Origin of the sequence: Jannaschia sp. M317 (assembly GCF_025141175.1) — a bacterium.
Lineage (GTDB): Bacteria > Pseudomonadota > Alphaproteobacteria > Rhodobacterales > Rhodobacteraceae > Jannaschia.
In genome coordinates this window covers 2794087-2816459 of the sequence record NZ_CP081155.1, presented here as the reverse complement: position 1 = coordinate 2816459, position 22373 = coordinate 2794087, and the positions used below count along the sequence as shown (strand labels likewise).

24 protein-coding genes are annotated in these 22373 nt (G+C 61.7%); 12 read left to right on the top strand and 12 right to left on the bottom strand.

Features of this window, described 5'->3' with window-relative positions; translation table 11 throughout:
- Window positions 1-32: 32 nt before the first annotated feature.
- Genes K3551_RS14350 through K3551_RS14340 form a run of 3 tightly spaced genes read right to left on the bottom strand, consistent with a single transcriptional unit; the run spans window position 33 to window position 4599 of the window.
- The gene (locus tag K3551_RS14350) at window positions 33-1139 is read right to left on the bottom strand and encodes a mandelate racemase/muconate lactonizing enzyme family protein (protein ID WP_259914653.1); all 1107 of its coding nucleotides are present in this window, start codon (window positions 1137-1139) and stop codon (window positions 33-35) included.
- Entirely contained in the window at window positions 1136-2218 is a 1083-nt protein-coding gene (locus tag K3551_RS14345) for an alcohol dehydrogenase family protein (protein ID WP_259914651.1), read from the bottom strand. The genes K3551_RS14350 and K3551_RS14345 overlap by 4 nt, the downstream gene beginning before the upstream one ends.
- Window positions 2215-4599 (bottom strand): FAD-dependent oxidoreductase, encoded by a 2385-nt coding sequence (locus K3551_RS14340; RefSeq protein WP_259919638.1) that lies wholly within the window; start codon window positions 4597-4599, stop codon window positions 2215-2217. The genes K3551_RS14345 and K3551_RS14340 overlap by 4 nt, the downstream gene beginning before the upstream one ends.
- A gap of 120 nt (window positions 4600-4719) precedes the next feature.
- Between K3551_RS14340 and K3551_RS14335 the strand changes: the two genes are divergently transcribed.
- The 6 genes from K3551_RS14335 to K3551_RS14310 are packed head-to-tail and all read left to right on the top strand — an operon-like array spanning window position 4720 to window position 10074.
- Window positions 4720-5607 (top strand): MurR/RpiR family transcriptional regulator, encoded by an 888-nt coding sequence (locus K3551_RS14335; RefSeq protein WP_259914649.1) that lies wholly within the window; start codon window positions 4720-4722, stop codon window positions 5605-5607.
- Entirely contained in the window at window positions 5604-6683 is a 1080-nt protein-coding gene (locus K3551_RS14330) for an aromatic ring-hydroxylating dioxygenase subunit alpha (protein ID WP_259914647.1), read from the top strand. Before K3551_RS14335 ends, K3551_RS14330 begins: the two co-directional genes overlap by 4 nt.
- Window positions 6676-7512, top strand: a complete 837-nt coding sequence (locus K3551_RS14325; RefSeq protein WP_259914645.1) for a hypothetical protein — start codon at window positions 6676-6678, stop codon at window positions 7510-7512. The genes K3551_RS14330 and K3551_RS14325 overlap by 8 nt, the downstream gene beginning before the upstream one ends.
- Window positions 7505-8245, top strand: a complete 741-nt coding sequence (locus K3551_RS14320) for a sulfotransferase family protein (RefSeq protein ID WP_259914643.1) — start codon at window positions 7505-7507, stop codon at window positions 8243-8245. Before K3551_RS14325 ends, K3551_RS14320 begins: the two co-directional genes overlap by 8 nt.
- A complete protein-coding gene (locus K3551_RS14315) occupies window positions 8242-9690 on the top strand; it encodes an aldehyde dehydrogenase family protein (protein WP_259914640.1) in 1449 nt (482 codons plus the stop codon). Before K3551_RS14320 ends, K3551_RS14315 begins: the two co-directional genes overlap by 4 nt.
- A gap of 3 nt (window positions 9691-9693) precedes the next feature.
- Complete coding sequence (locus K3551_RS14310; protein ID WP_259914637.1) at window positions 9694-10074, top strand: carboxymuconolactone decarboxylase family protein; 381 nt, start codon at window positions 9694-9696, stop codon at window positions 10072-10074.
- A 346-nt stretch (window positions 10075-10420) separates the two neighbouring features.
- Here the strand turns inward: K3551_RS14310 and K3551_RS14305 are convergent, their stop codons facing one another.
- The 8 genes from K3551_RS14305 to K3551_RS14270 form a co-directional block, all read right to left on the bottom strand.
- Window positions 10421-11482, bottom strand: coding sequence for an ABC transporter ATP-binding protein (locus K3551_RS14305; protein ID WP_409197431.1), 1062 nt, complete (start codon window positions 11480-11482; stop codon window positions 10421-10423).
- An 8-nt stretch (window positions 11483-11490) separates the two neighbouring features.
- Window positions 11491-12288, bottom strand: coding sequence for an ABC transporter permease (locus K3551_RS14300; protein WP_259914610.1), 798 nt, complete (start codon window positions 12286-12288; stop codon window positions 11491-11493).
- Window positions 12288-13145: an ABC transporter permease gene (locus tag K3551_RS14295; protein ID WP_311199737.1), complete on the bottom strand. Its 858-nt coding sequence runs from the start codon at window positions 13143-13145 to the stop codon at window positions 12288-12290. The genes K3551_RS14300 and K3551_RS14295 overlap by 1 nt, the downstream gene beginning before the upstream one ends.
- Window positions 13146-14068: 923 nt before the next feature.
- Window positions 14069-14425 (bottom strand): hypothetical protein, encoded by a 357-nt coding sequence (locus tag K3551_RS14290; protein WP_259914605.1) that lies wholly within the window; start codon window positions 14423-14425, stop codon window positions 14069-14071.
- Between the two features lie 73 nt (window positions 14426-14498).
- Entirely contained in the window at window positions 14499-15005 is a 507-nt protein-coding gene (locus K3551_RS14285; RefSeq protein ID WP_259914603.1) for a hypothetical protein, read from the bottom strand.
- A gap of 80 nt (window positions 15006-15085) precedes the next feature.
- Entirely contained in the window at window positions 15086-15595 is a 510-nt protein-coding gene (gene rpsI / locus K3551_RS14280) for a 30S ribosomal protein S9 (protein ID WP_259914601.1), read from the bottom strand.
- Between the two features lie 2 nt (window positions 15596-15597).
- Entirely contained in the window at window positions 15598-16059 is a 462-nt protein-coding gene (gene rplM, locus K3551_RS14275; RefSeq protein ID WP_259914599.1) for a 50S ribosomal protein L13, read from the bottom strand.
- Between the two features lie 151 nt (window positions 16060-16210).
- Window positions 16211-17644 (bottom strand): PLP-dependent aminotransferase family protein, encoded by a 1434-nt coding sequence (locus K3551_RS14270; protein ID WP_259914598.1) that lies wholly within the window; start codon window positions 17642-17644, stop codon window positions 16211-16213.
- Window positions 17645-17756: 112 nt separating this feature from the next.
- Between K3551_RS14270 and K3551_RS14265 the strand changes: the two genes are divergently transcribed.
- On the top strand, window positions 17757-17984 hold the full coding sequence (locus tag K3551_RS14265; RefSeq protein ID WP_259914597.1) for a DUF1127 domain-containing protein: 228 nt from the start codon (window positions 17757-17759) through the stop codon (window positions 17982-17984).
- 89 nt (window positions 17985-18073) lie between these two features.
- Here K3551_RS14265 and K3551_RS14260 read toward each other — a convergent pair whose 3' ends face one another.
- On the bottom strand, window positions 18074-18490 hold the full coding sequence (locus K3551_RS14260; protein WP_259914594.1) for a PaaI family thioesterase: 417 nt from the start codon (window positions 18488-18490) through the stop codon (window positions 18074-18076).
- A 55-nt stretch (window positions 18491-18545) separates the two neighbouring features.
- On the opposite strand from K3551_RS14260, the gene K3551_RS14255 reads away from it, so the two are divergent.
- The 5 genes from K3551_RS14255 (at window position 18546) to tatA (ending at window position 22368) form a co-directional block, all read left to right on the top strand.
- Window positions 18546-19328 carry an enoyl-CoA hydratase gene (locus K3551_RS14255; RefSeq protein ID WP_259914592.1) on the top strand — a complete coding sequence of 261 codons (783 nt, stop codon included), beginning with the start codon at window positions 18546-18548 and terminating at the stop codon, window positions 19326-19328.
- 43 nt (window positions 19329-19371) lie between these two features.
- The gene (gene surE / locus K3551_RS14250; protein WP_259914589.1) at window positions 19372-20166 is read left to right on the top strand and encodes a 5'/3'-nucleotidase SurE; all 795 of its coding nucleotides are present in this window, start codon (window positions 19372-19374) and stop codon (window positions 20164-20166) included.
- A gap of 21 nt (window positions 20167-20187) precedes the next feature.
- Window positions 20188-20808, top strand: a complete 621-nt coding sequence (locus tag K3551_RS14245; RefSeq protein ID WP_259914585.1) for a protein-L-isoaspartate(D-aspartate) O-methyltransferase — start codon at window positions 20188-20190, stop codon at window positions 20806-20808.
- Between the two features lie 41 nt (window positions 20809-20849).
- On the top strand, window positions 20850-22028 hold the full coding sequence (locus tag K3551_RS14240) for a LysM peptidoglycan-binding domain-containing M23 family metallopeptidase (RefSeq protein ID WP_259914582.1): 1179 nt from the start codon (window positions 20850-20852) through the stop codon (window positions 22026-22028).
- Window positions 22029-22140: 112 nt separating this feature from the next.
- Window positions 22141-22368 (top strand): twin-arginine translocase TatA/TatE family subunit, encoded by a 228-nt coding sequence (gene tatA, locus K3551_RS14235; protein ID WP_259914580.1) that lies wholly within the window; start codon window positions 22141-22143, stop codon window positions 22366-22368.
- The last annotated feature ends 5 nt before the right edge of the window (window positions 22369-22373 follow it).

Sequence of the window (22373 nt, the reverse complement as noted above, 5' to 3'; positions counted from 1 at the left end):
TCGGGGGATGCCCGTGACCTGCGTGTGAACCCTCAGGTGTAGACGGCTACGGGTGGGCCAAGCGCATCTTCGTCAGGGTGGACGCCAAGGCCGGGATCAGCGGGCAATGACAGGTGCCCATCAACGTTGCGCGGCCCCCGACCGCCTGCGATATCCACCGTCAGCATATCCTGGCAGGCCCAGACCGCGTGGCAATTTGCGTCAGGGATAGTGGCCGCGAGATGCAGCGCCTCGGCATCCGCCAGGACGGAACCACCTGTCGCCATCACGAACATGTCGATGCCGTGGGCCAGGGCGATGTCGCGCATGCGGGCCGCCTTGGTGAGGCCACCGACGCGGTTCAGCTTGATCCCGAACACCTCTGCCAGCCCGTCACGCGCGATGCGGGCGGCGTCTTGCAGGGTATTCAACGTTTCATCCACTGATACTGCCGCTGAATGCTTGCCGCGCAGGGCCGCAATGTCGTCGAGCGTTTCGCAGGGTTGTTCAAACATCACGTTAAGATCTCGCGTGGCCGACATGACCCGCAGGGCCTGTTGGCGTGTCCAGCCACGATTGACGTCGTAGAGCACGATTTCCCCCTCGAGCCGGATGCTTTCAACGTCGCGAATGCGCGCGATGTCGCGGTCCACATCACCACCGATCTTGACCGAATGGGCGAGGTAGCCCCGCGCGCGGTAACGCTCGATCACGGTGCGGGTTTCTGCCGCCGTCTTGGCCCCGACCGATGACGCGATGGGTCGCGGCGTACGGGACCCGCCGCCCATCAGATCTGCGATCGGCAGACCTGCTGCCTGTCCTGCAATATCCCAGCACGCCATATCAATCGGGCTTTTGGCATAGAGATGGCCAGGCAAGGCCAGGTCCATCGCGCGTTCCACGTCCAGGACCCGGCGCGGGTCGTGACCCAGGATGAAAGGGGCCATCGTCGCAATCCCCGCGCGGAGTCCGGGTCCGTGGGCTGGCACGTAGGTGTGCCCCCATGGCGTGCCTTCACCCCATCCGATCAGACCCGCGTCCGTCACGATCCTGACCAGCGTTGCGTCCAGCACTTCGAACTTCAGCCGGCCACCAGACAGCCAATAGGGATGCTCCAGCGGAAGGTTGATCTGATAGACCGAGATTTCCGTTATTTTCATAGGCAAACCACGATATTGCCCGTGTGTTTCTTTGCAATGAAGGCCGCTTGCGCCTGGTGCAGCTGATCCAAGGGATAGGTCGCGGCAAGGCTGGGCTTGATGTCGCCCTGTTCGATATAGCGAACCAGGTTCGGCATGACCTCGGGCGCGATCACCGTAGAGCCTGTGAACGTCAGATCACGCAGGTAGAACGTGCGCAAATCCAGATCGACCATCGGCCCCGCGATCGCACCGGAACAGGTGTAGCGCCCGCCACGTTCCAGCACATTAATCAGGGCCGCCCAACCAGGACCGCCTACCACGTCCGCGACAACCGTGATCCTTGCGTCGCCGAGTGCCTTGCGCAGGTTATCCGGCGCGCGGGGCAGGATTGCATCCGGGCCCAGCGCTGCAACATCTGCATGCTTGGCAGCCGACGCCATTGCGATCACACGCGCGCCGCGCCGCTTTGCCAGTTGCACCAATGCGCCACCGACGCCACCTGACGCACCGGGGATCAGGACCGTATCACTGGCCGAGACCTGCGCTCGTGTCAGCATGCCTTCGGCGGTAGAATAGGAGCAGGAAAAGGTCGCAAGCTCTGCGTCGGACAGGTCAGATTTGATCACAAGGGCATTGCGCGCAGGGATGGACGTGTATTCCGCGAAGCCGCCGTCGCGTTCGGACCCGAAATAGCCAGTTTTGTTAATGTCATCCAGGTGATCGGTGTCGCGCAACCAGCCATCCGTAATGACCCGTTCACCGATGCGCGCGGCGTCAACGCCTGCCCCAACGGCCACGATCCTGCCGCACACATCGGCCCCCTGGATCCGAGGAAACAGGATTGGCGCTCCGCCCCAGGTCGGATCGTCCTTGCCGACTTCGGCAAAAGAGCCGCCGGTTGTGGCGTCCGTCACGGTCTTGGAATACCAACCCGAGCGCGTGTTGACGTCCGTGTTGTTCAACCCGCAGGCGCCGACGCGGATCAGGACTTCGCCAGCTGTGGGTTCAGGCCGCGGCCAGTCCTGGTGCAGCACCATTTGATCCAGGTCGCCGTGCCCCATCGTCACCATCGCACGCATCGTGTTCGGAAGGGTCATGTCGCGTCCACACGTGGTTTTTGGCTTTCCGGATCATAGGCGGGTGCGGCCAGAACCTTCGCGGCACGCGGCGCGCCATGGATGATCACCTGCAATTGCGTGTCCGGTTCGGCGGCTTCTGGTTTGATGTAGGCAAAGGCGAGGATTTTGCCGACAGTCGGTCCATAGGCTACCGATGCGGTCGATCCCACGACCTTGTCCCCCCACAATACGGCCTCGCCGCCATGGCCGTCCGCCTGGCCGTCGGGTTCAATTTCAAGATAGGCGCAGACCCATCGCAGGTTCGCGTCAAGGGTCCGGTCGCGGCCGAGATAGTCTTTGTCTGTGCGTGTGAATCGCAAGACATCTGCCTCGGCCAGGGTGACCTCATTGGTCAATTCACCGGCCCCTTTGAAACCCTTTTCCATCCGCATCACGTTCATCGCAAAGGACCCGTAGTCCGCGATCCCATGCGCCTCGCCTGCGGCCCATAGGGCAGTGTAGACATCAAGACAGGCGGCGTTGGGCATATGGAATTCCCACCCCAGTTCCCCGGCATAGGACATGCGGAACGCCCAAATCTCGTGACCGGCGATGGTGACTTGCCTTGCAGACAGCCAACGGAACCCGGCGTTGGAAAGATCCGCCTCGGTGCATGCGCCCAGAACATCCCGTGCACGCGGCCCGTTTAGGGACAGCGCGGACCACTCGGACGACAACGCGATGATCGTGGCGTTCTCGGCGTCGCGGTGCTGGTTCAGGTGATCCAGCATGCGTTGCTCGAAGAAGGCCGCGCAAACCAGATAGAACTGGTCATCCGCAAGGCGGACGATGGTGGTCTCAAGCTCGATCCGGCCCGCGCGGTTCAGCATATGCGTCAGCGTGATCGACCCAACCTTTTGCGGCATGCGGTTTGCGGTCAGGCGGTCCAAAAGCGCGTAGGCGTCAGGCCCAGAGACAAGTATCTTGGTAAAGGCGGTGACGTCCATGATGCCCACAGTTTCGCGGACGGCTTTGACTTCGGCCGCGACGATGTCATCCACGGGTGTGCGGTTGAATGAATAGTGATCCTGCTGTGCCACGCCGTCTTTGGCAAACCAGCGGGGGCGTTCGAAGCCGTAGACTTCTTCGTGCACGGCACCTTTGGATTTGAGCAACTCGTATAAAGGCGAGGGCTTGATCGGACGACCTGCCAGTCGGTTGAAATGCGGAAACGGAATTTCGTGGCGCAGGCAATAATCCTCTTCGGCCTTCACGACCTGCCACTCTTTCTTCGCATAGCTGCCAAAGCGTCGCGGATCATAGTCCCGCATGGAGATATCGGCCGCACCATGAACCATCCACCGGGCCAATTCGCGGGTCAGGCCCGGACCCCAACCGATGCCGATCTGCGTGCCGCAGCAACACCAGTAATTGCGCACGCCGGGGGCCGGGCCAATCAGCGGATTGCCGTCCGGCGGATGGCTGATGGCACCGTGAACCTCGCGCTGAATGCCCAGCGTGGCGAAGATCGGCATCCGGTTCAGACTTTCTTCCAGATAGGGCATGATGCGGTCGTAATCGGCGTCAAAGAGCCAGTTTTCATAGTCCCATGGGCAATGATCGTGCCAGACGGAGTTCGGGTTCTCCTTTTCATAGATCCCGATCAGCCCGCGTTTCTGCTCCATCCGGATGTAGCCCGATACCTTTCTGTCGTCCCGGATGACGGGCAATTCAGTTTCCAGGGCTTCGAATTCGGGGACAGGTTCGGTGACGAAATAATGGTGGGTCATCGATGTCATCGGCAGTTGCAGCCCTGACCATTCGCCCATCTGCCGGGCATAGGTACCACCGGCGTTAACCACATGTTCGCAGGTGATGGTTCCCTTGTCGGTCTCGACTTGCCATTCGCCATTGGGCAGTTGGGTTATGTTTGTTGCGCGACACTGGCGTATGATCTTAACGCCCTTTTGACGCGCACCTGCGGCCATGGCCATTGTCACGTTCGTGGGGTCCACATGGCCATCGTCCGGCGTGTGCAACGCGCCCAGAACGCCCGTGAGGTTGTAGAACGGATGCAGCTCGGCGACCTTTTCGGGCCCCACCAACTCGATGTTGAAACCCAGCGATCGACCGACGGACAGGGTGTGGCGCAACCAATCCATTTCATCTGTCGTGTACGCCAGACGGAATGACCCGCAGCCGTGCCATGTGACTGGCTGGCCCGTCTCTGCCTCCAACCCGCCAGAGTAGAGGTTGACGTTGTAGTCAACGCACTTGCCCAAGCCGAAGCTGGACGTCGAATGGGTGATCTGGCCTGCCGCATGCCAGGTGCTGCCCGATGTAAGTTCCGCCTTTTCAAGCAGCACCGTGTCGGCACCCCAGCCCTCGTGCCCCAGATGATAGGCCAGGCCCACGCCCATGACGCCGCCGCCTACGATGACCACGCGTGCAGTCGGTGGAAACTCAGCTGCCACAGCATTCCCTTTCAACGAGTAGTTTTCTCTCGACAGGCTAAGCAACCAAAAGTACCATAGTCAATCATGAATGGGACAAATGTATCAAATGCGATTCTGGAGCGGCTGGCCCAAGAGCTGCCAAACCTGACGCCGGAGGCCCGCAAGGCGGCGACCTATGTCTTGGAGAACCCGCGTGATGTGGGTGTTTCGACCGTGCGCGAGATTGCGCAGGCGGCAAACGTCAAGCCCAACACCGTGGTCCGGATGGCCAGGCAGGTGGGGTTCGAAGGCTACGAGGATTTCCGCACCCCATTCCGCGAGGCTATCCGCCGCGGGTCCGCCGACTTTCCCGACCGGGCCCGGTGGTTGCAAGACATTCGCAAGTCAGGCGATCTGGGTGGGCTTTATGCGGATATGATCAATGATGCGATCCGCAATATCGAAGACACATTCGCACTGATTTCCACCGACGATATGAAAGCCGCCGCAGAGGCGATCTGGGCCGCGCGGCGTGTCTTCATATTGGGGGTCGGCGTCAACAACTCAGTGGCGCGGAATTTCGCGTATCTCGCCTCGACCGGAATGACGGAATTCCACGCCATCCCGCGGGCGGGGTCAACGCCTGTCGATGACCTGGCATGGGCAGATGGACGGGATGTGCTGATTGCGATGACATCCAAGCCTTACCGCTCGGAGGTGGTCGAAGCGGTGGAGATCGCCCGCGAGCAGGGCATGACGATTGTCGCCCTATCTGATAGTCCGGCCAGCCCGATCCTGCGCGGTGCGGATCACGGGTTCGTTGTCTCAGTCGAAACGCCCCAATTCTTTCCGTCGTCGATCAGTACGATCGCACTGCTCGAAACGCTGTTATCCTTCGTCGTCGCCGTAGCCAGCGACGAAATCGTCGAGAGGGTCGAAACCTTTCACAAGCGTCGCCATCAGCTTGGCCTGTATTACCCGGAGGACAAATGAAAGAACCGATCCGGTCGCTTGATGCACGCTATTATATCGACCACACCGTGTTTGAAGCAGAATGCGCCGGGTTGCTGGCGCGCACCTGGCAATTCGGATGTCACGCTTCCGAGTTGGAAGGGATTGGTTCCTATGCCACCTTCGAAATCGCGGGAGAAAGCCTGTTTGCGATCCGTGGCCGGGATGCGCAGATCCGTGTTTTCTATAACGTCTGTCAGCACCGGGCGCATCAACTCGTCAGCGGGGCAGGGACCACGCGTGTCATCGTCTGCCCTTATCACGCCTGGACCTACGAATTGAGCGGAGAGTTGCGGGCCGGCCCGAACCTGAAATCTGTCGATGGGTTTGAAAAGTCCTCTGTTTGTCTGACAGAGGTCAGGGTCGAGGAACTTCTAGGATTTGTTTTCGTGAATCTCGATCCCGATGCGGCCCCGATGGAAGAATGGTTTCCGGGCGCACGGGCCGAGCTGGAAGAATGGGTGCCCAACTGGAAAGACCTGAAGCCGCTGGAATGGGTCGAGATACCTGAGAACTGTAATTGGAAGGTCTCGGTCGAGAACTATTCGGAGTGCTATCACTGCTCCCTAAACCATCCAACATTTGCAAGCGGAGTGGTGAAACCGGAAACCTATGATATTCAGCCACAGGGAATGTGTCTGCGACACACCACACAGTGCCAGGCGCTGGACCAGATGACCTATGACATCAATTCCGGGTTTGCGCATGCCGCCGAATACTCGAGCTGGTTTCTTTGGCCGATGATGTCGTTTCAGGTGTATCCCGGAAATGTCTTGAATACCTACCACTGGCGTGCAGTTGACACGGATCACGTTGTTGTCTGGCGTGGCTGGTATTCTGTCGATGGTGTCGATGATGAAAAGGTACGTTTGCTGTCCAAACAGGATCGCGCGACCACAGTTGAAGAGGATATTCATTTGGTGGAAAGCGTACAACGCGGGCTTGGATCTCGTGGATACCGGCCCGGTCCGCTGGTGATTGACCCGAAAGGTGGCGTTAATTCGGAACACCCGGTGATGCATTTGCAACGTTGGATGCGGGAGGCCATTGATGGCTGACACATCCCTGATGCCAACCCAATGGACGCCAGAACAAAAGCTGTTTCCTCATCAGGTCGGCTTTACCTGTCCGCCCTTCGATTTTGATGCTGCTCCGTCGGATTTTCTGCGCATTTCACCCGAAACGGTCGGTGTACATGGCTGGATGCTGCATGCGCCTGACTACGCACACGGGTTGGATCAACGTAAACAGAATTTTGGAATGCTGGACGATTTCGTGCACTGCATGTCGCGCAATGGGGTCGATGTCTGCGGGCAGGTGGGATCGAATTGGGTACACGCCAGTGGCCTGGGTGTTGAAGGTATCCGCCAGCATTGCGCGGATCTTTCCGACAAATATCAGATACGGTTTCACATGGCAGGCTACGCCATGGTCGAAGCTTTGCGCGATCAAGGTATCGAAAAGGTCGCATTGAACGCAGCCTACCATTGGCCCGAATGGTGGCAGGGCACGGCGCAATTTCTGCGCGATGCCGGATTTGATGTGCTTTGGGCAGGAAACTTTGTGGATCAAGGCTGGCTTCCCGATCAAGCCGCCGTCAATGTCCGACGTTGGATTTTTGACGGCGATCTGTTTGAGCGCAGTTTTTCCTACGTGGCAGACAAGGCCCCCAATGCCGACGCCTACCTTATCAACGGCATGTGCAATTTTCGCACAGGCCCAGATGGCCTTCCGCAACGCCCTCTCCATTTGGCCCGAGCGATGGAAGCCAAACTCGGCAAGCCAGTAATCGGTCATGATACCGCACTTTATTGGCGGATCATGAAGGACCTCGGCATCGCGCCCACAACCCCGCAAAGCCAGTTATTGGAGAGCCTGCATGCATAAGATTGTAGCTCTTTGGGCGATTCCTCGTTCGACCTCGACCGCGTTTGAATGGATGATGCGTCAGCGGGGTGATTTGGATTGCCTTCACGAACCTTTTGGTGAGGCGTGGTATCAGGGCGAAGATCCATTCTGGCCGCGTTTTACCACAAGCGACAAAACCACGCAGGGTCTGACTATCGAAAGCGTCTGGGACAATATCCAAGCACGCGCAGAAAATGGCCCGGTGTTTCTCAAGGATTTTCCGCACTACGTCAATCACATGTGGACGCCTGCGTTCCTGTCTAAGTTCACCCATGCGTTCCTGATCCGCGACCCGGCCAAAACGATCTCGTCCGTCTATAACAAATGGCCCGATTTCGATGAGCTTGAGGTCGGGTTTCCCGAGCAACGCGCGCTATTTGATCTGCTGACTGCACTCAATAGCACACCACCACCTGTCATCGACAGTGACGACCTTCTTGAAGATCCGGAAACGATGGTAAAGGCGTTTTGCGAGGCCGTGGATATTCCGTTCATCCCGGAGGCGTTAAGTTGGGAACCCGGTGCGGATACCGGTGACTACAGTTGGTGGGATGGTGGCAGTTTTCACGCGAATTTGCGCGCCTCTACAGGATTAAAGCCGCAAATGCGACGCTATGTCGAAGTGGCAGAGGCCCCCGATCGGGTGCGCCGCGTGCATCGCCGCATGAAGCCGCACTATGATCATCTATATCAATACAGAATTACGCTGTGATAAAAGGCTTTTGGAAAAACTACATTGACGGTGCTTGGGTCGATGGCGGGGCCGGGCGGATCGACGTATTTGACCCCGGTACTGGTGAGAAACTGGCGGAACAGGCACTTGCCGATGCCGGTGATGTCGATTGCGCGGTAAAAGCGGCGCAGCGTGTGCACCGATCTGGTGCGCTGTCAGACCTGCGCCCTGTCGAACGGGGACGTATGGTGCAATCCATGGGCCGCTACCTGCTGGACCACATAGATGAACTCGCTCGTACGTTGACCCTGGAACAGGGAAAACCGCTTTGGGAGGCGCGGATTGAGATCGAGGGGGCTGCGCGGTATTTTGAATACTACGGAAACCAGGCAGAAACGATCGAGGGGCGATCAATTCCTCTTGGCAGAGATTATTTTGATTTCACGCTCCATGAGCCCTATGGTGTCTCGGCACAAATCATTCCCTGGAACTATCCGGTCGAAATGACGGCTCGGTCGCTGTCAGCGGCTCTGGCCACGGGAAACGCGTGCGTAATCAAGACTTCCGAATTGACGCCGCTCAGCAGTTCATGGTTTGCCCATGCGGCCGAAGCGGTTGGCTTGCCGAATGGTGCAGTCAACATTCTATGCGGTTTGGGCCATGATGCCGGTGCCGCCTTGTCCGCCCATCCTGATGTCAATCAGATCGTTTTTACGGGATCGGTGGCGACAGGGATTGCCATTGCAACCGCTGCGGCCCAAAATGTCGTGCCTTGTATTTTGGAACTTGGCGGCAAATCCGCTGCCATTGTCCATGATGACGCCGATCTCGAAACGTTTGAGAATGACGTCCGATGGGGCATTTATTTCAATGCGGGCCAAGTCTGTTCTGCGATGAGCCGCGTGATTGTCCATGACACTGTGCATGATGCGCTCGTCGAGCGTATGGCCGGCGTCGCGCGATCACTTACTGTACAACCCGGTATTGATCAGCCGGATTTTGGCGCGACAATGGGCGCAATGGTATCCGAAGCGCAGCGGGATCGCGCAGTACAGATGATTGCGGATGCACAAGCGCAAGGTGCCACTGTCGTCACAGGCGGGCGAAAAATGAATATCCCGGGCGCATTCCTTGAACCGACTATTCTGACAGATGTTACGCCTGACATGACGATTGCCAACGAAGAAGTATTCGGTCCTGTTCTTTCTGTTCTGAAATTCTCGTCTGATGAAGAGGCGATCAGAATCGCAAACGGAACGCCCTACGGTCTGGTAGCCGGGGTCTTTACCCGAAATTTGGACAGGGCCACCACGGCTGCGCGACGCCTTCGGGCAGGGCAGGTTTTTGTGAACGAATGGTACGCTGGCGGAGTTGAAACGCCCTTTGGTGGGTATGGAAAATCCGGCTATGGTCGAGAAAAAGGTCGCGAAGCTTTGTGGAACTATGTTCAGACCAAAAACGTCGCCATAAAACTGAAAGGCTGACACATGAGCGCATTTGATGAAGACCTGTTCCTCAAGGGGTTGGAAAAACGTAAATCGACGCTTGGCGCGGAATACGTCGAAAAGAACCTTGCGGCTGCGGATGACTTTACGCGCCCTTTCCAGGAAGCAATGACGGCTTGGTGCTGGGGCTTTGGTTGGGGCGATGAGGTCATCGACGCAAAGACGCGCTCGATGATGAACCTCTCGATGATTGGCGCGCTAGGCAAGATGCAGGAATGGGAGATCCATTGCCGGGGTGCGATCAACAATGGGGTCACTCCTGACGAAATCCGTGCGATTATTCATGTCATCGGGATCTATTGTGGTGTGCCCCAGGCGCTTGAGTGCTTTCGTGTTGCCAGAAGGGTCCTCGAAGATTCCTGATCTGATTTCCTGCGGGTCTGGCGGGAAGGACATTACGTTCCGCGTACCGAGCGTTCCTTCAAAGGGAGCGGTTCTCTAGACAACAGCCTTCTCGATGAGACAATCGAGAAGCCTGCGATGAACATCGGGCGGTAGGCGACACTCTGATCATGGCGGTGTCGAAGCAGGCCACGTCCGGTGTGACCGTTCCGGTCTGACCCGAAACGATTTGTTGGCTTCTGCGTCAGACCGAGGTTTGACGGGATCGGGCTTTACGGTTCCAACCGTGTGGGTCGTGGGGACTGCGGTGTGGTGGTCCCGAAATCTGGCGATGTCCCCAGGTTATCCAAACTCCGCCGAGCCGGGGCTAGCGGAACAAGGTGACGGCGCCGGGCGACCAGGCCAGACGTGCCTCGGCCCCGATTTCCAGAACCGGACGCCCGAATACGTTGCGCATCGAGATGCGAATAGGCGTGTCGCTGCCGGTCAGCACCACATCGTAATAGGTCATGTCGCCGTAGTAGACGACCTCGGTCACGCGGCCCGTTGCGATGCGATCCGGGGCGTCCTGTCCAGGGAACAACAAGGTTGCGGTTTCGGGGCGAAAACCTGCGACCGTCTCGCCCTCGGTCGTTGCCGTGGATTGCAACGCGTCCAGGGCCATGCGTCCCAAGCCTGCGATTTCGACCTCTGCGCCGTCCACGTGCGCGGGGAGGAAGTTCATGACACCGATGAATTCAGCCACCCGGCGCGTGGCCGGACGGCGGTACAGCGCCTCGGCTTCGGCGATCTGGGCGACGTCGCCTTCGAACATGACGGCGATGCGATCGGACATGACCAGCGCCTCTTCCTGGTCGTGGGTGACAAGGATGAAGGTAATGCCGACCTGCCGTTGCAGGCGGATCAGCTCCACCTGCATCTGCTCACGCATTTTCTTGTCCAGCGCGCTCAGCGGCTCGTCCAGCAGCAGGACGCGGGGTTTCAAAACCAGCGCGCGGGCCAGCGCGACCCGTTGCCGTTGCCCCCCGGACAGAGCGTGCGCGGCGCGGCTGCCATAGCCGTCCAGCCCGACCATATCGAGGGCATCCTCGACCAGGGTATCCCGTGCCGCGCGGTTCAGGTCCGACCGTTTGCGCAGCCCGAAGGCGACATTCTGCGCCACCGACAGATGCGGGAAAATGGCATAGGATTGGAACACCATGTTCGTGGGGCGCTTGTTCGGCGGCACGCGGGTCATGTCGGTCCCGCCCAGCACGACGGTGCCCTCGGACACGTCCTCGAACCCTGCAATCACACGCAGCAATGTGGTCTTGCCGCAGCCCGACGGACCCAGCAGGGAAAAGAACTCTCCGGCGCCGATGTCCAGGTCGATCCCGCGCAACGCGTGGTATTCGCCATAGTATTTCTGGATGCCGCGCAGGCGGATCAGTGGCTCGCTCACAGGAAGCCCCCTTTGTCTTTGATGCCCGCACGGGCCAGGCCCCGGCGGCGGTTCCATTCGGCGAGGATGAGGATGGTGATCGACACCAGCATCAGGATCGTGCCCAGGGCCATGACCACCGGGATCAGCCGGGGAAAGCGGAGCAGCGACCAGATATAGACCGGCAAGGTCGGGTCAGAGCCGGTGAGGAAGAACGCGATGATGAATTCGTCCAGTGAGATTGTGAAACAGATCAGCAGTGCCGCGACGATGCCCGGCATGACCAGCGGCAGGGTGATCAGGCGAAACGTCTCGGGCCGGGTGCAGCCCAGATCCACCGCCGCTTCCTCCAGGCTGGGGTCAAGGGACTGGAAACTGGCGTTCAGAATGGCGATGGCAAAGGGCGTGCAGATCAGGACATGCGCCGCCACAACCGTCCAGAGCGACAGACCCAGGCCGAACACCTTGACCGCAACCACCAAAAGCGAGACGGCGACAATGATCTCCGGCAGGACCAGCGGCAGCATGATCAACCCCATCGCCGCCGCCTTGCCCGGAAAGCGGTAGCGGACGTTCGCGCGCGCGGCTGCCAGACCCAGCACGACGGACAGAACCGCTGACACCGTCGCCACGAAAAGCGAGTTCAGCAGCGCGGCGTGCAGCTCCGCGTTTGACCACAGTTCATCGAACCACTTGGTCGTGAACCCGTTCAGCGGAAAGGCGATGACCGTGGAATCGTTGAACGCAAACACCGGCAACAACAGGATCGGCGCATAAAGAAACACCAAAAACGCCAGAACATAGATCCGCAGCATCAGCGCATCCCCCCGCTGAACCGGCGCGCGATCCAGACGATAATCAGGGCGATGATCGTAACCGAGGCCATGGCGACAATCGACAGGGTCGCCCCCATAGGCGCGTCGTTCAGCCCGCCGAAATGCGATTGGATCAGGTTGGCAATCATCAACCCGCCGGGGCCGCCGACCTGTGCTGGCGTCACATAGTCGCCGACCGTGGGGATGAACACGATTAGCAGCGCCGCGACCACGCCGGGCATGGCCAGCGGCAGGGTCACCCGCAGGAAACTCGTCACTGCGTTTTCCCCCAGGTCGCGCGCGGCCTCCAGCAGGCTACGGTCGATTTTCTCTAACGCGACAAAGATCGGCAGGATGGCGAACGGCGCAAATGCGTGGCTCAGCGTGATGACGACGGCGTTCGCATTGTACAAGATGAACGTCAGCGGCTCGTCGATCACCCCGATGCCGGTCAGGGCGGAGTTGATGACTCCGTTGTAGCCCAGCATCACCTTCCACAGGAAAATCCGCAGCAGATAACTGGTCCAGAACGGGATGGTGATGAGGAAGAGCCACAGGCTCTTGCGATCCGGGCGGACGTGGAAGCTGACGTAATAGGCGACCGGAAAGGCCAGCAGGACCGTGATGATCGTCACAGCCCCCGAAATCAGCAGGCTGCGCCCCAGGATGGTGCGATAGATCGGATCCGTCGCGGCCTTGGCATAATTGGCCAGGGTCAGCGTGCGGTCGATGGTCAGATAATCCTGCGTCCAGAAGCTGAAGATCAGAACTGCCAGCAGAGGTCCGGCCAGCAGGGCGATGGCATACAGGAAAGGCGGCGCGATAAGCGTCAACCCGCGTTTGTTGTCTTGATCCAACGGCACCCCCGGTTGTCAGAGGCCACGTTTGCCCGCCCCGTATCGAAGGGCAAGACCAAAGGCGTTCGACAGGCCGTTATTGCCTGCGGCAGCAGCCGAACTGAACAGCATCAGGAACCCCGGCGCTTGGATTTGACGCGTTTCATTTGCCTGTCTGCACCAGCGGGTCATCCAAGTTCGCGAAGTCCCGGAGGAAGTCAATTTCCGCCGTGTCTGTCGGTCGGCTTGGCCGGCCTGACCGCCTGCGGCACGCCAGCCACCCACCGGCAGACTGGCAGCTTCTATCGGCACACGACAGCCGTTTCGGATGACAGGGCGGACATCCGGCATCAGCGGGCGGACGGGTTGGTCATAGACCTGGATCGACGCACCCGCGTTCGAAAGACGGGATCATGGTGCGCGCACGGCAAGGAGCGCTGCGCGAAATTCGTCCGCGATGTAGGGGCGCGATCCGCCCTTCGTGGCTCCGAAACCTCGCGCGGTGATCCCTTCAACGTTGACCGTCGGGCAACATCGCGCCGCAGCAGTGGGCGACCGATGGTTTGCGATGTTCTGACCGGTTTCGTTGGCGCGGTCGGGGCGGCTTGCGCGAACGGGGGCTGTGCGGGCAGGGTGGCCCCTCTGCGGCGTCGTCCGGTGGCGGGTCCAGTTCATCTGGCAGGGCATCTTCTGCACCGGCGTCAGGCTACCGTATCACGGATCGAATCACCTATGGGCCGGGGCAGGACGTTGTGGCGCGTGGCCGCTGCAACAACGGGCGCAGCTTCAATGTGCGGTTCTATCCGGACAACGGCGCAAGCAGCCGCTTCTACATCCACAGTCTGAGTGGTTCTGGCGTCGAGAACGTCGCGTCCCGCTACTGCGGCTGACCAGACCCGTGTCGGACAGACCGTCCGACACGGGTTCCACTCCGGCTAAGCGTGTCAGGCCTCCGGGCCGCGCATACGCGGTTCGGCCCGGGGTTTCGGGATGGATGCGTCGCGGGCCCTCGTGGCCTTGATCTCGGGTTTGCCGCGCCCCCGGTCGGTCGAGGTCTGCCTTTCCAGCGCGGCCCGCACCGCGGCGGTATCTCGGGCGGTCGAAACCTGGGCATTGGCCCCGACCGTCAGGGCCACGACCAGCAGCCCGCCAATCGCAAGGCCGCCCCCGGTGCCCATCAAAACGGGGTCGGCTGCGTAAAAGAAGATGCCGCGCACCGCGATCCAACCGCCAAAGAACAGGATGCCCCAGCCACAGATGGCAACAAGGAACAGCGCGGCACGCGAGAACGGCGAATACATGGGATCGCCCAGGTTGATGACGTCGGATCAGTGTCGCGCCGTCGCCTGACCAGTGCAAGCTGCCTGTGGCTTGTCAGGCCCCGAGGCGCCGGATGGAGATGACCGGGGTGTAGTTCTCGCCGAAAGCATCAGGCTGTTCGGTCACGGTCTGCCCCGACAGCAGCGTGTTGCCGATGATCGTGTCGATTTCGATCAAGGATTGGCCAATACTGCCGGTCAGGTAGCCTGCGGTCATCGACACGCGGAACCGGCCACCCAGCGACAGAGTGCCGCGGAAATCCTGGTAATTCTCGCCCTCGGCCGTGTCCGTCACAGAGGTCGGAACCATCACGCCCTGCGTCACGCGCAAAGACAGTCGCGCCAATTCCTTGAGCTTCGGGGTGGATCCGTCTGGTTCCAGGCCATTGCGCAGCCGGCTCACGACAATCTCGTAACGACCGTCGAAGGCATCCGTCAGCACGAGCTCGGGCTCTTTTTCGCGGCGCGGGATCACATTGCAGGCCGACACGGCGGGAACGGCCAGCAGGGCAAGCATCAGACGGCGGCGATTGAAGGCGGTTGTGGTGCGTTCTGTCGTCATGGCGTCTGTTGGATCCAACCCTGGTCGTGAATGTGGCAATGGGCCCGCGAAACCGCGAGCCCATGACCATAAAGTGTAGATCAACGCTTGGAGAACTGGAAGCTCTTCCGGGCCTTGGCCTTACCGTATTTCTTCCGCTCGACGACACGGCTGTCGCGGGTCAGGAAGCCGGCGGCCTTCAACGCGGACCGCAGTCCGGGTTCGTACAGCTGCAGCGCCTTGGACACACCGTGCTTCACGGCACCTGCCTGACCGGACAGACCGCCGCCCTTGACGGTGGCCATCACGTCGAACTGGCCTTCGCGGTCGGTGATCTGAAACGGCTGCTTCAAGATCATCTGGAGCACGGGGCGGGCGAAATAATCGTTGATGTCCTTGCCGTTGACGGTGACCTTGCCGGACCCCGGCTTGATCCAGACGCGGGCGACAGCGTCCTTCCGCTTGCCGGTCGCATAGGAACGGCCCAGCTCGTCACGGACAGGCTCACGCGGGGCGGAGGTGTCCAGCAGGATCTCTTCGCCACCGGTGGCGGCGGCCGAGGTGTCGACGGCGCCCTTGAGGTCTTCGAGGGAGTTCAGTTGCTCAGCCATGCTCAAGCGCTCCGAGTGTTCTTGGGGTTCATGGAACGCACGTCCAGCACTTCGGGCGACTGCGCCTCGTGCGGGTGCTCGGAGCCTGCATAAACGCGCAGGTTGGTCATGATGTCGCGCGACAGCTTGTTGCCGGGCAGCATGCGCTTGACGGCCTGGGTCACGACACGCTCGGGGAACTTGCCCTCGAGGATCTGGCCGGTGGTGCGGGATTTGATGCCGCCCGGATAACCAGTGTGCCAGTAGTTCGGCTTGTCACGCTTCTTGCCGGTCAGCTGGATCTTGTCGGCGTTGATGACGATCACGTTGTCGCCCATGTCCATGGACGGCGTGAAGGTGGCCTTGTGCTTGCCGCGCAGGCGGGTCGCGACGATCGAGGCGAGGCGGCCCAGAACGATGCCTTCGGCGTCGATCAGGATCCACTTCTTGTCGATCTGGTCGGGGGTCATGGTGAAGGTTTTCATGCCTTGCCCTATCTGATCGTGAAAACGGATGGGGACACGCCCCGGATGTCGCGCTTATAGACACGGAAAGTCCGGTGTCAACGGGCTAGAAGTCCGTAAAATAAAGCAAAATCATAAGGTTATACGTGGGGTGTAATTTTACCCCATAAATCTAGACGCCCAGGCCCTCCGGCGGGTGGTCCAGCAGGTCGCGCAGCCGCCTGATCGCGGCCTCGAAGCTGGCCAGCGATACGCCCGCATTGACCGCAAAGCGCACGGCGTGGGGGGCGTTGGCGTCGCGGGCGGCATATTCCTCGGCGGCGCGCAGTTTCACGCCCACCTCTTCTGCGGCGCGACAAAAGGCAGAGGCGCGCCAGCCGCTGGGCAGGGTCAGCCACAGAAACGAGACATCGGGCCGCCAGGTCAGGTCGTAGCCGTCCAGCAGGTCTGCGGCAGCGGCCACATAGGTCATGACGTTTTGGCGCGTCCCTTCCATCAGGTCAGGCAGATCAGGGTGAACCAGCAGTTTGGTCGCCAGATCGCTGAGCGGTGTGGCCATCCCGAAAGAGTTGTATTCAGCAGCGCGGCGCAAGGCCAGCGCGCGGCCCTTCGGTGCCAGGGCAAACCCCAGCCGCAAGGCGGGCGTGATCGTCTTGGCGATGGAGGACACGTGCCAGACCCGTTCAGGCGCCAGCAGACGCAGGCTGGGCAGGGTGGCCTTGCCCATCAGGTAACAATCGTCTTCGAGGATCTGAATGTCGCAGGCCCGCGCGACCTGGACCAGCTTTTCACGCCGCGCCAGCGGCATATGCGTGCAGGTCGGGTTCTGGACGTCGGGCGAGGTGCACAGGATCTGGACGTCGGCGGGCCGCGCGATTTCTGCCAGGGCCTCGGGGATCACACCATGTTCGTCGATCGGCACGGTCACCACGTCGGCCCGCAGCATTTCGGCCATGCGGCGGAAACCGGGATAGGCCAGCTCCTCCAACAGGACAACGGGGCGGCGGCCGGTCAGAACCGATTGCAGCACCAGCGAAATCGCCTGTTGGCCACCATGGGTCAGCGCGATTTCATCCGGGTCCAGGGGGCCCAGCGTGTCGCTGGCCAGGAAATGGGCCGCCGCTTCGCGCGCCGGGCGCTCCGACTCGAAGGTGGGATAGTGCATCATGCCCGATGGCGGATCTTCGGCGATCTCGGCCAGCAGGCGGCGGATCAGACGGGCCTGCCCGACCGAGGGCAGGTGCGGCGACAGGACATTGACGGCCCAGGTGTCTCCGCCGGTCATGTGCGGGGTCGAATCGACGCTTAGCGGCTGAAACTCGCGATAGATCGGGGCAGGGGAGGCGGGTTCCGCGACAAAGGTGCCGCGACCTACCGCAGCCTCCAGGACGCCTGCGTCGGTCAGCCGGGAATAGGCGCGGGCGACGGTGCCGGGCGTCACGCCGATTTTCCAGGCCAGGTCCCGCACGGGCGGCAGGCGCGTGCCCGGCGGCAGGTCGCCCCGGTCGATGGCGGCGCGGACGGCTCCTTCTACCACGATATACTTCGGACGGCTGTCGTCGCCGAAATCAACCTGGATGATATTCCGGTCCGTTATTGTACCCATGACAATGTATCGCTGGTTTTGGTCGGTGGTGAATTGTATCTATAGATTACGCCATACAGGCTACATTGTACCAACACAAGACAAAAGGTCTTCCCCCGAAAGGACACACGCCATGACCGCCCTCATCTTCGCCAACCCCGCCCTGAACCATCATGCTGCTCCCGCCGGGTCGCTCCTGTCGCAGGCCCTGATGACCGTCGCGGTGACCGTTGCGAAATGGGAGCAGCGGTCCCGCACGCGCCGCGACCTTCGTGACATGGATCCAGCGCGTTACGGTGATGTCGGCCTGACCACCGCCGAAGTGCTGCGAGAGATCGACAAGCCGTTCTTCCGCGCCTGAATTCACCCCCCGATCTCTTCCCCGACTGGGGCCGGTCCTTCCATTGGGGGATCGGCTCTTTTTTCGTGCGGCGTTGTAGGGGTACAATCCTAGCGCGGCGGGATCGAATAGGTCAGCGAGGCGCGGGCCAGCACCGCGTCGCTGCCCTCTGACCGCAAGAGACAGTCCCCGACGGCCAGAACGCGGCCCAGTTTCAGCAGGCGCGCGTCGCACAATATGTCCGCCCCGGCGGCGGGCTTGCGCATGAAATCGATAGAGCAGTTCGTGGTCACGGCCAGCGCGACAGGGCCCAGTCGCGACAGGATCGCCAGGTAAAGCCCGACATCGGCCAGCGCGAACATCGACGGGCCAGACACCGTGCCGCCCGGGCGCAGGTGCCGGTCTGCCACCTTCAGGCGCACGGTCACACCGTCGTCGCGTACCGATTCGACCACGAAGTCGTCGCCAACCTGGGGGAAATCCCGCGCCAGAAACGCCTCCAACGCTGCTGCGTCCATCTTCAACATTGTCACCGCCCCCCGCTCGTCGCACCTTGATGACCGAGAGGGAGGGATGGTGCAAATGTCTGATATCTTGATGCGCGAGGATGCGGGCGGGATTGCCACGCTGACGCTGAACGATCCGAAACGATTGAACGCCTTGTCCGATGAAATGTTGGCCGACCTGTCCGCAGTGCTGACCAATATCGCCGCAAGCGACCTGCGCGCGGTGATTCTGCGGGCCGAGGGCCGTGCCTTTTGTGCCGGGCACGACCTGCGCCAGATGCAGGCGATGCGCCAGGCCGAAGACGGGGGGCGCGCCGCCTTTGCCGATCTGTTCGACCGCTGCACCGCCGTGATGACGCAGATTCGCGATTTGCCGCAGCCCGTCATCGCCGAGGTGCACGCCCTGGCCACCGCAGCCGGCTGTCAGCTGGTCGCCAGCTGCGACATGGCGATCGCCGCCGATCACGCGAAATTCGGGGTCAACGGGGTCAACATCGGCCTGTTCTGTTCGACCCCCATGGTCGCCTTGTCGCGCAACATCGGCCGTAAACGCGCGATGGAGTTGCTGACGACGGGCGAATTTCTGTCGGCGCAGGCCGCTGCGGATGCAGGTTTGATCAATCGTGCCGTCCCGGCCGAGGCCCTACAGGCGGAAACCCGCGCATTGGCGGAACGGGTCGCGTCCAAGCTGGCTGCCGCGCAGCGGATCGGAAAGGGCGCATTCTACGCGCAGCTCGAACGCCCGTTGGCAGAGGCCTATGCCCTGACCCGCGACGCCATGGTCGCCAACCTGGATGACGCCGATACGGCAGAGGGGATACAGGCGTTTCTGGAAAAACGGCCGCCCCGCTGGACATGACCCGCGCGACCCCGCAAGTAGGCTTCAACAAGGGGTTTTCCGCATGCGCATTCTGATTACCAACGACGACGGTATTTCCGCACCTGGGCTGGACGTCCTGACCGAAATCGCAACCGAGGTCGCGGGCGAGGGGGGCGAGGTCTGGACCGTCGCACCCGCCTTCGAGCAATCGGGCGTGGGACATTGCATCAACTACGTCAAACCCTCGATGGTGTCGCAGATGGGGCCGCGCCGCTTTGCGTTGGAAGGCAGCCCGGCGGACTGCGTCCTGGCAGGCATCGGCGACCTGGTGGACGGGCCGGTCGACCTGATCCTGTCCGGGGTGAACCGGGGCAACAACTCGGGCGAGAACACGGTCTATTCCGGCACCATCGGTGCCGCGATGGAGGGCGCGCTGCAGGGCATTCCGGCCATCGCCCTGTCACAATACTACGGCCCGGAGAACGTCGATCTGGACGATCCGTTCGAAGCCGCGCGCAGCCGCGGGGCGGAGTTGGTGAAAAAGCTGGTGGCTGACGCGCCCTGGGGCGGCGACACCTATAAGCTGTTCTACAACGTCAACTTTCCTCCGGTCAGCGCCGCCCACGTCAAGGGGTTCGCGGCCGTGGGGCAGGGCTATCGTGGGGATGGCCGGATGAAGGTCAGCCCGCAGACATCGCCCTCGGGTCGGCACTATCTCTGGATCGCGGGATCCGCGCAGGGTGTGCCGACGGCACCGGGCACGGATGTGGCTGCGAACCTCGACGGCCTGGTGTCGATCACGCCGATGCGCTGCGACCTGACCGACCGCGCCGCGCTGGACGACCTCCGGTCGATCTTTCCTGCCGACGCGGGCTGAGCCTTGACGCCCGAGGACACGATGCGCCTGCTCGTGACCCTGCGCCAGCGCGGGGTGACGGATGCCCGCGTTCTGACGGCGATCGAACGGACCGACCGCGCCGCCTTCGTGTCCGAAACCTTTGCCGCGCGCGCCTATGATGACGTCCCCCTGCCCATCGCGTCGGGCCAGACGATCAGCCAGCCTTCGGTGGTGGGGCAGATGACCACCGCCCTGAACGTGCAGCCCCGCGACAAGGTGTTGGAGGTGGGGACCGGCACCGGCTATCAGGCCGCGATCCTGTCGCACCTGGCACGGCGGGTCTATACGGTCGAACGGCACCGCGCCCTGGCGCGCCTGGCGACCGAGGCACACGGGCGTCTGGGTCTGACCAACATCACCGTGATCACCGGCGACGGCAGCTATGGTTTGCCGGAACAGGCACCGTTTGACCGCATCCTTGTGACGGCCGCCGCCGAGGACCCGCCCGGCCCCCTCTTGGCGCAATTGCGCGTCGGGGGTAGCATGGTGGTGCCTGTGGGCGTATCGGACCACATGCAACAGTTGGTTATCGTGCGGCGGACCGAAAGCGGCTATGACTACGACGATCTGAATATGCCGGTGCGCTTTGTGCCGCTGGTGGAAGGGGTTGAACTCGGCTGAAGACCGGGTCGCCCGACATTGGGCAGGACGGAGGGACAGGAATGTCTCAATCGGGCAGGATGATCCGCGTGGCGGGTCTGATGACGGCAATCGGTGTGCTTGCGGGCTGTAACGGGATTCAGGGCCTGGACCTGGATCTTCGCAACAATGCGCCCGGCGGGCTCGACACGTCTGACGCGGCGCGGCGCGCGGCGGCGGACCGGCCTGCGCCCGATGCCAATGGTTTGATCACCTATCCCAACTATCAGGTGGCCGTGGCACGGCGTGGGGACACCGTGGCCGACGTCGCGCAGCGGGTCGGGATCGGCTCGGCGGAACTGGCGACGTTCAACGGGTTGCAGGTCGACAGCCGTCTGAACGCCGGCGCGGTTCTCGCGCTGCCGCGTCGGATCAACCCGGCGGCGGCCGCTGCAACCGAACGGCCAGACATTACGCAGATCGCCGGTGCCGCCATCGACCGCGCCGCGGGGGCTGCGCCCGCCGCCGCGCCTGTGGCGGTGCAGACCGGACAGGAACCCGTGCGGCACAGGGTCGCCCGTGGCGAGACGGCGTTTTCGATCTCGCGCCTGTATGGTGTCAGCCCCGCCAGTCTGGCGGAATGGAATGGCCTGGGCGCTGATTTCACCATTCGCGAAGGGCAGTTCCTGCTGATCCCGCTGGTGATCGGGGACAGCGGGGCCGAGGAAATCGCGTCGCCGGGCAACGGGACTCCAACACCGGTCCCGCCGTCGGCCAGTTCCGCGCTGCCGGAATCGGTCGAAGCCGCGACCCTGCCAGAAAGCCCGAACCTGGATCAGTTCCGCACCGAAGCCTCTGCCGAGCCAGAGCCGGAAGCGATCCCCGTGGCCCCCACGCCGGAGCCTGCGCCCGAACCCGCACGCCTGCGCCGCCCTGTTTCAGGTGATGTTCTGCGACCGTTCTCGGCCCGTAACGAGGGTGTGGATTTCCGCGCGACCGAAGGTGCGCCCGTTTCTGCCGCAGCCGCCGGCACCGTGGCCGCGATCACCCGCGATACGGATCAGGTGCCGATCCTGGTGCTGCGCCACGATGGCGGATTGCTGACGGTCTATGCCAATATCAAGGATATCGCCGTGTCGAAGGGCGACAGCATCCGTGCGGGTCAACGCCTGGCCAGTGTGGGCGGCGGCGACCCCGCGTTTCTGCATTTCGAGGTGCGCCGGGGCTTTGATGCCGTCGATCCGGAGCCCCTGCTGCGCTGAACCATCACGAAAACTTCGCGCGGGGCGCTTTTACATCCCCCGCACAGTGCGTAAGTAGGATCAAAGAACAGATGAACGGACCACAACAGGTCCGCCCAGGGGAGACTGACAGATGCTCAACAATATTGGCCTGCCGGGCCTTCTTCTTATCGCCGTTGTCGTGCTGGTCCTGTTTGGACGGGGCAAGATTTCGTCCCTGATGGGCGAAGTGGGCAAGGGCATCACGGCCTTCAAGAAGGGCGTGAACGACAGCACCAAGGAAGAAGACACGGATGCGCTGGCCGACGGATCCGTCGCGCGCGATGTGACGCCCGAAGCGGGCGAGAAGGACAAGGTCTGAGCCAC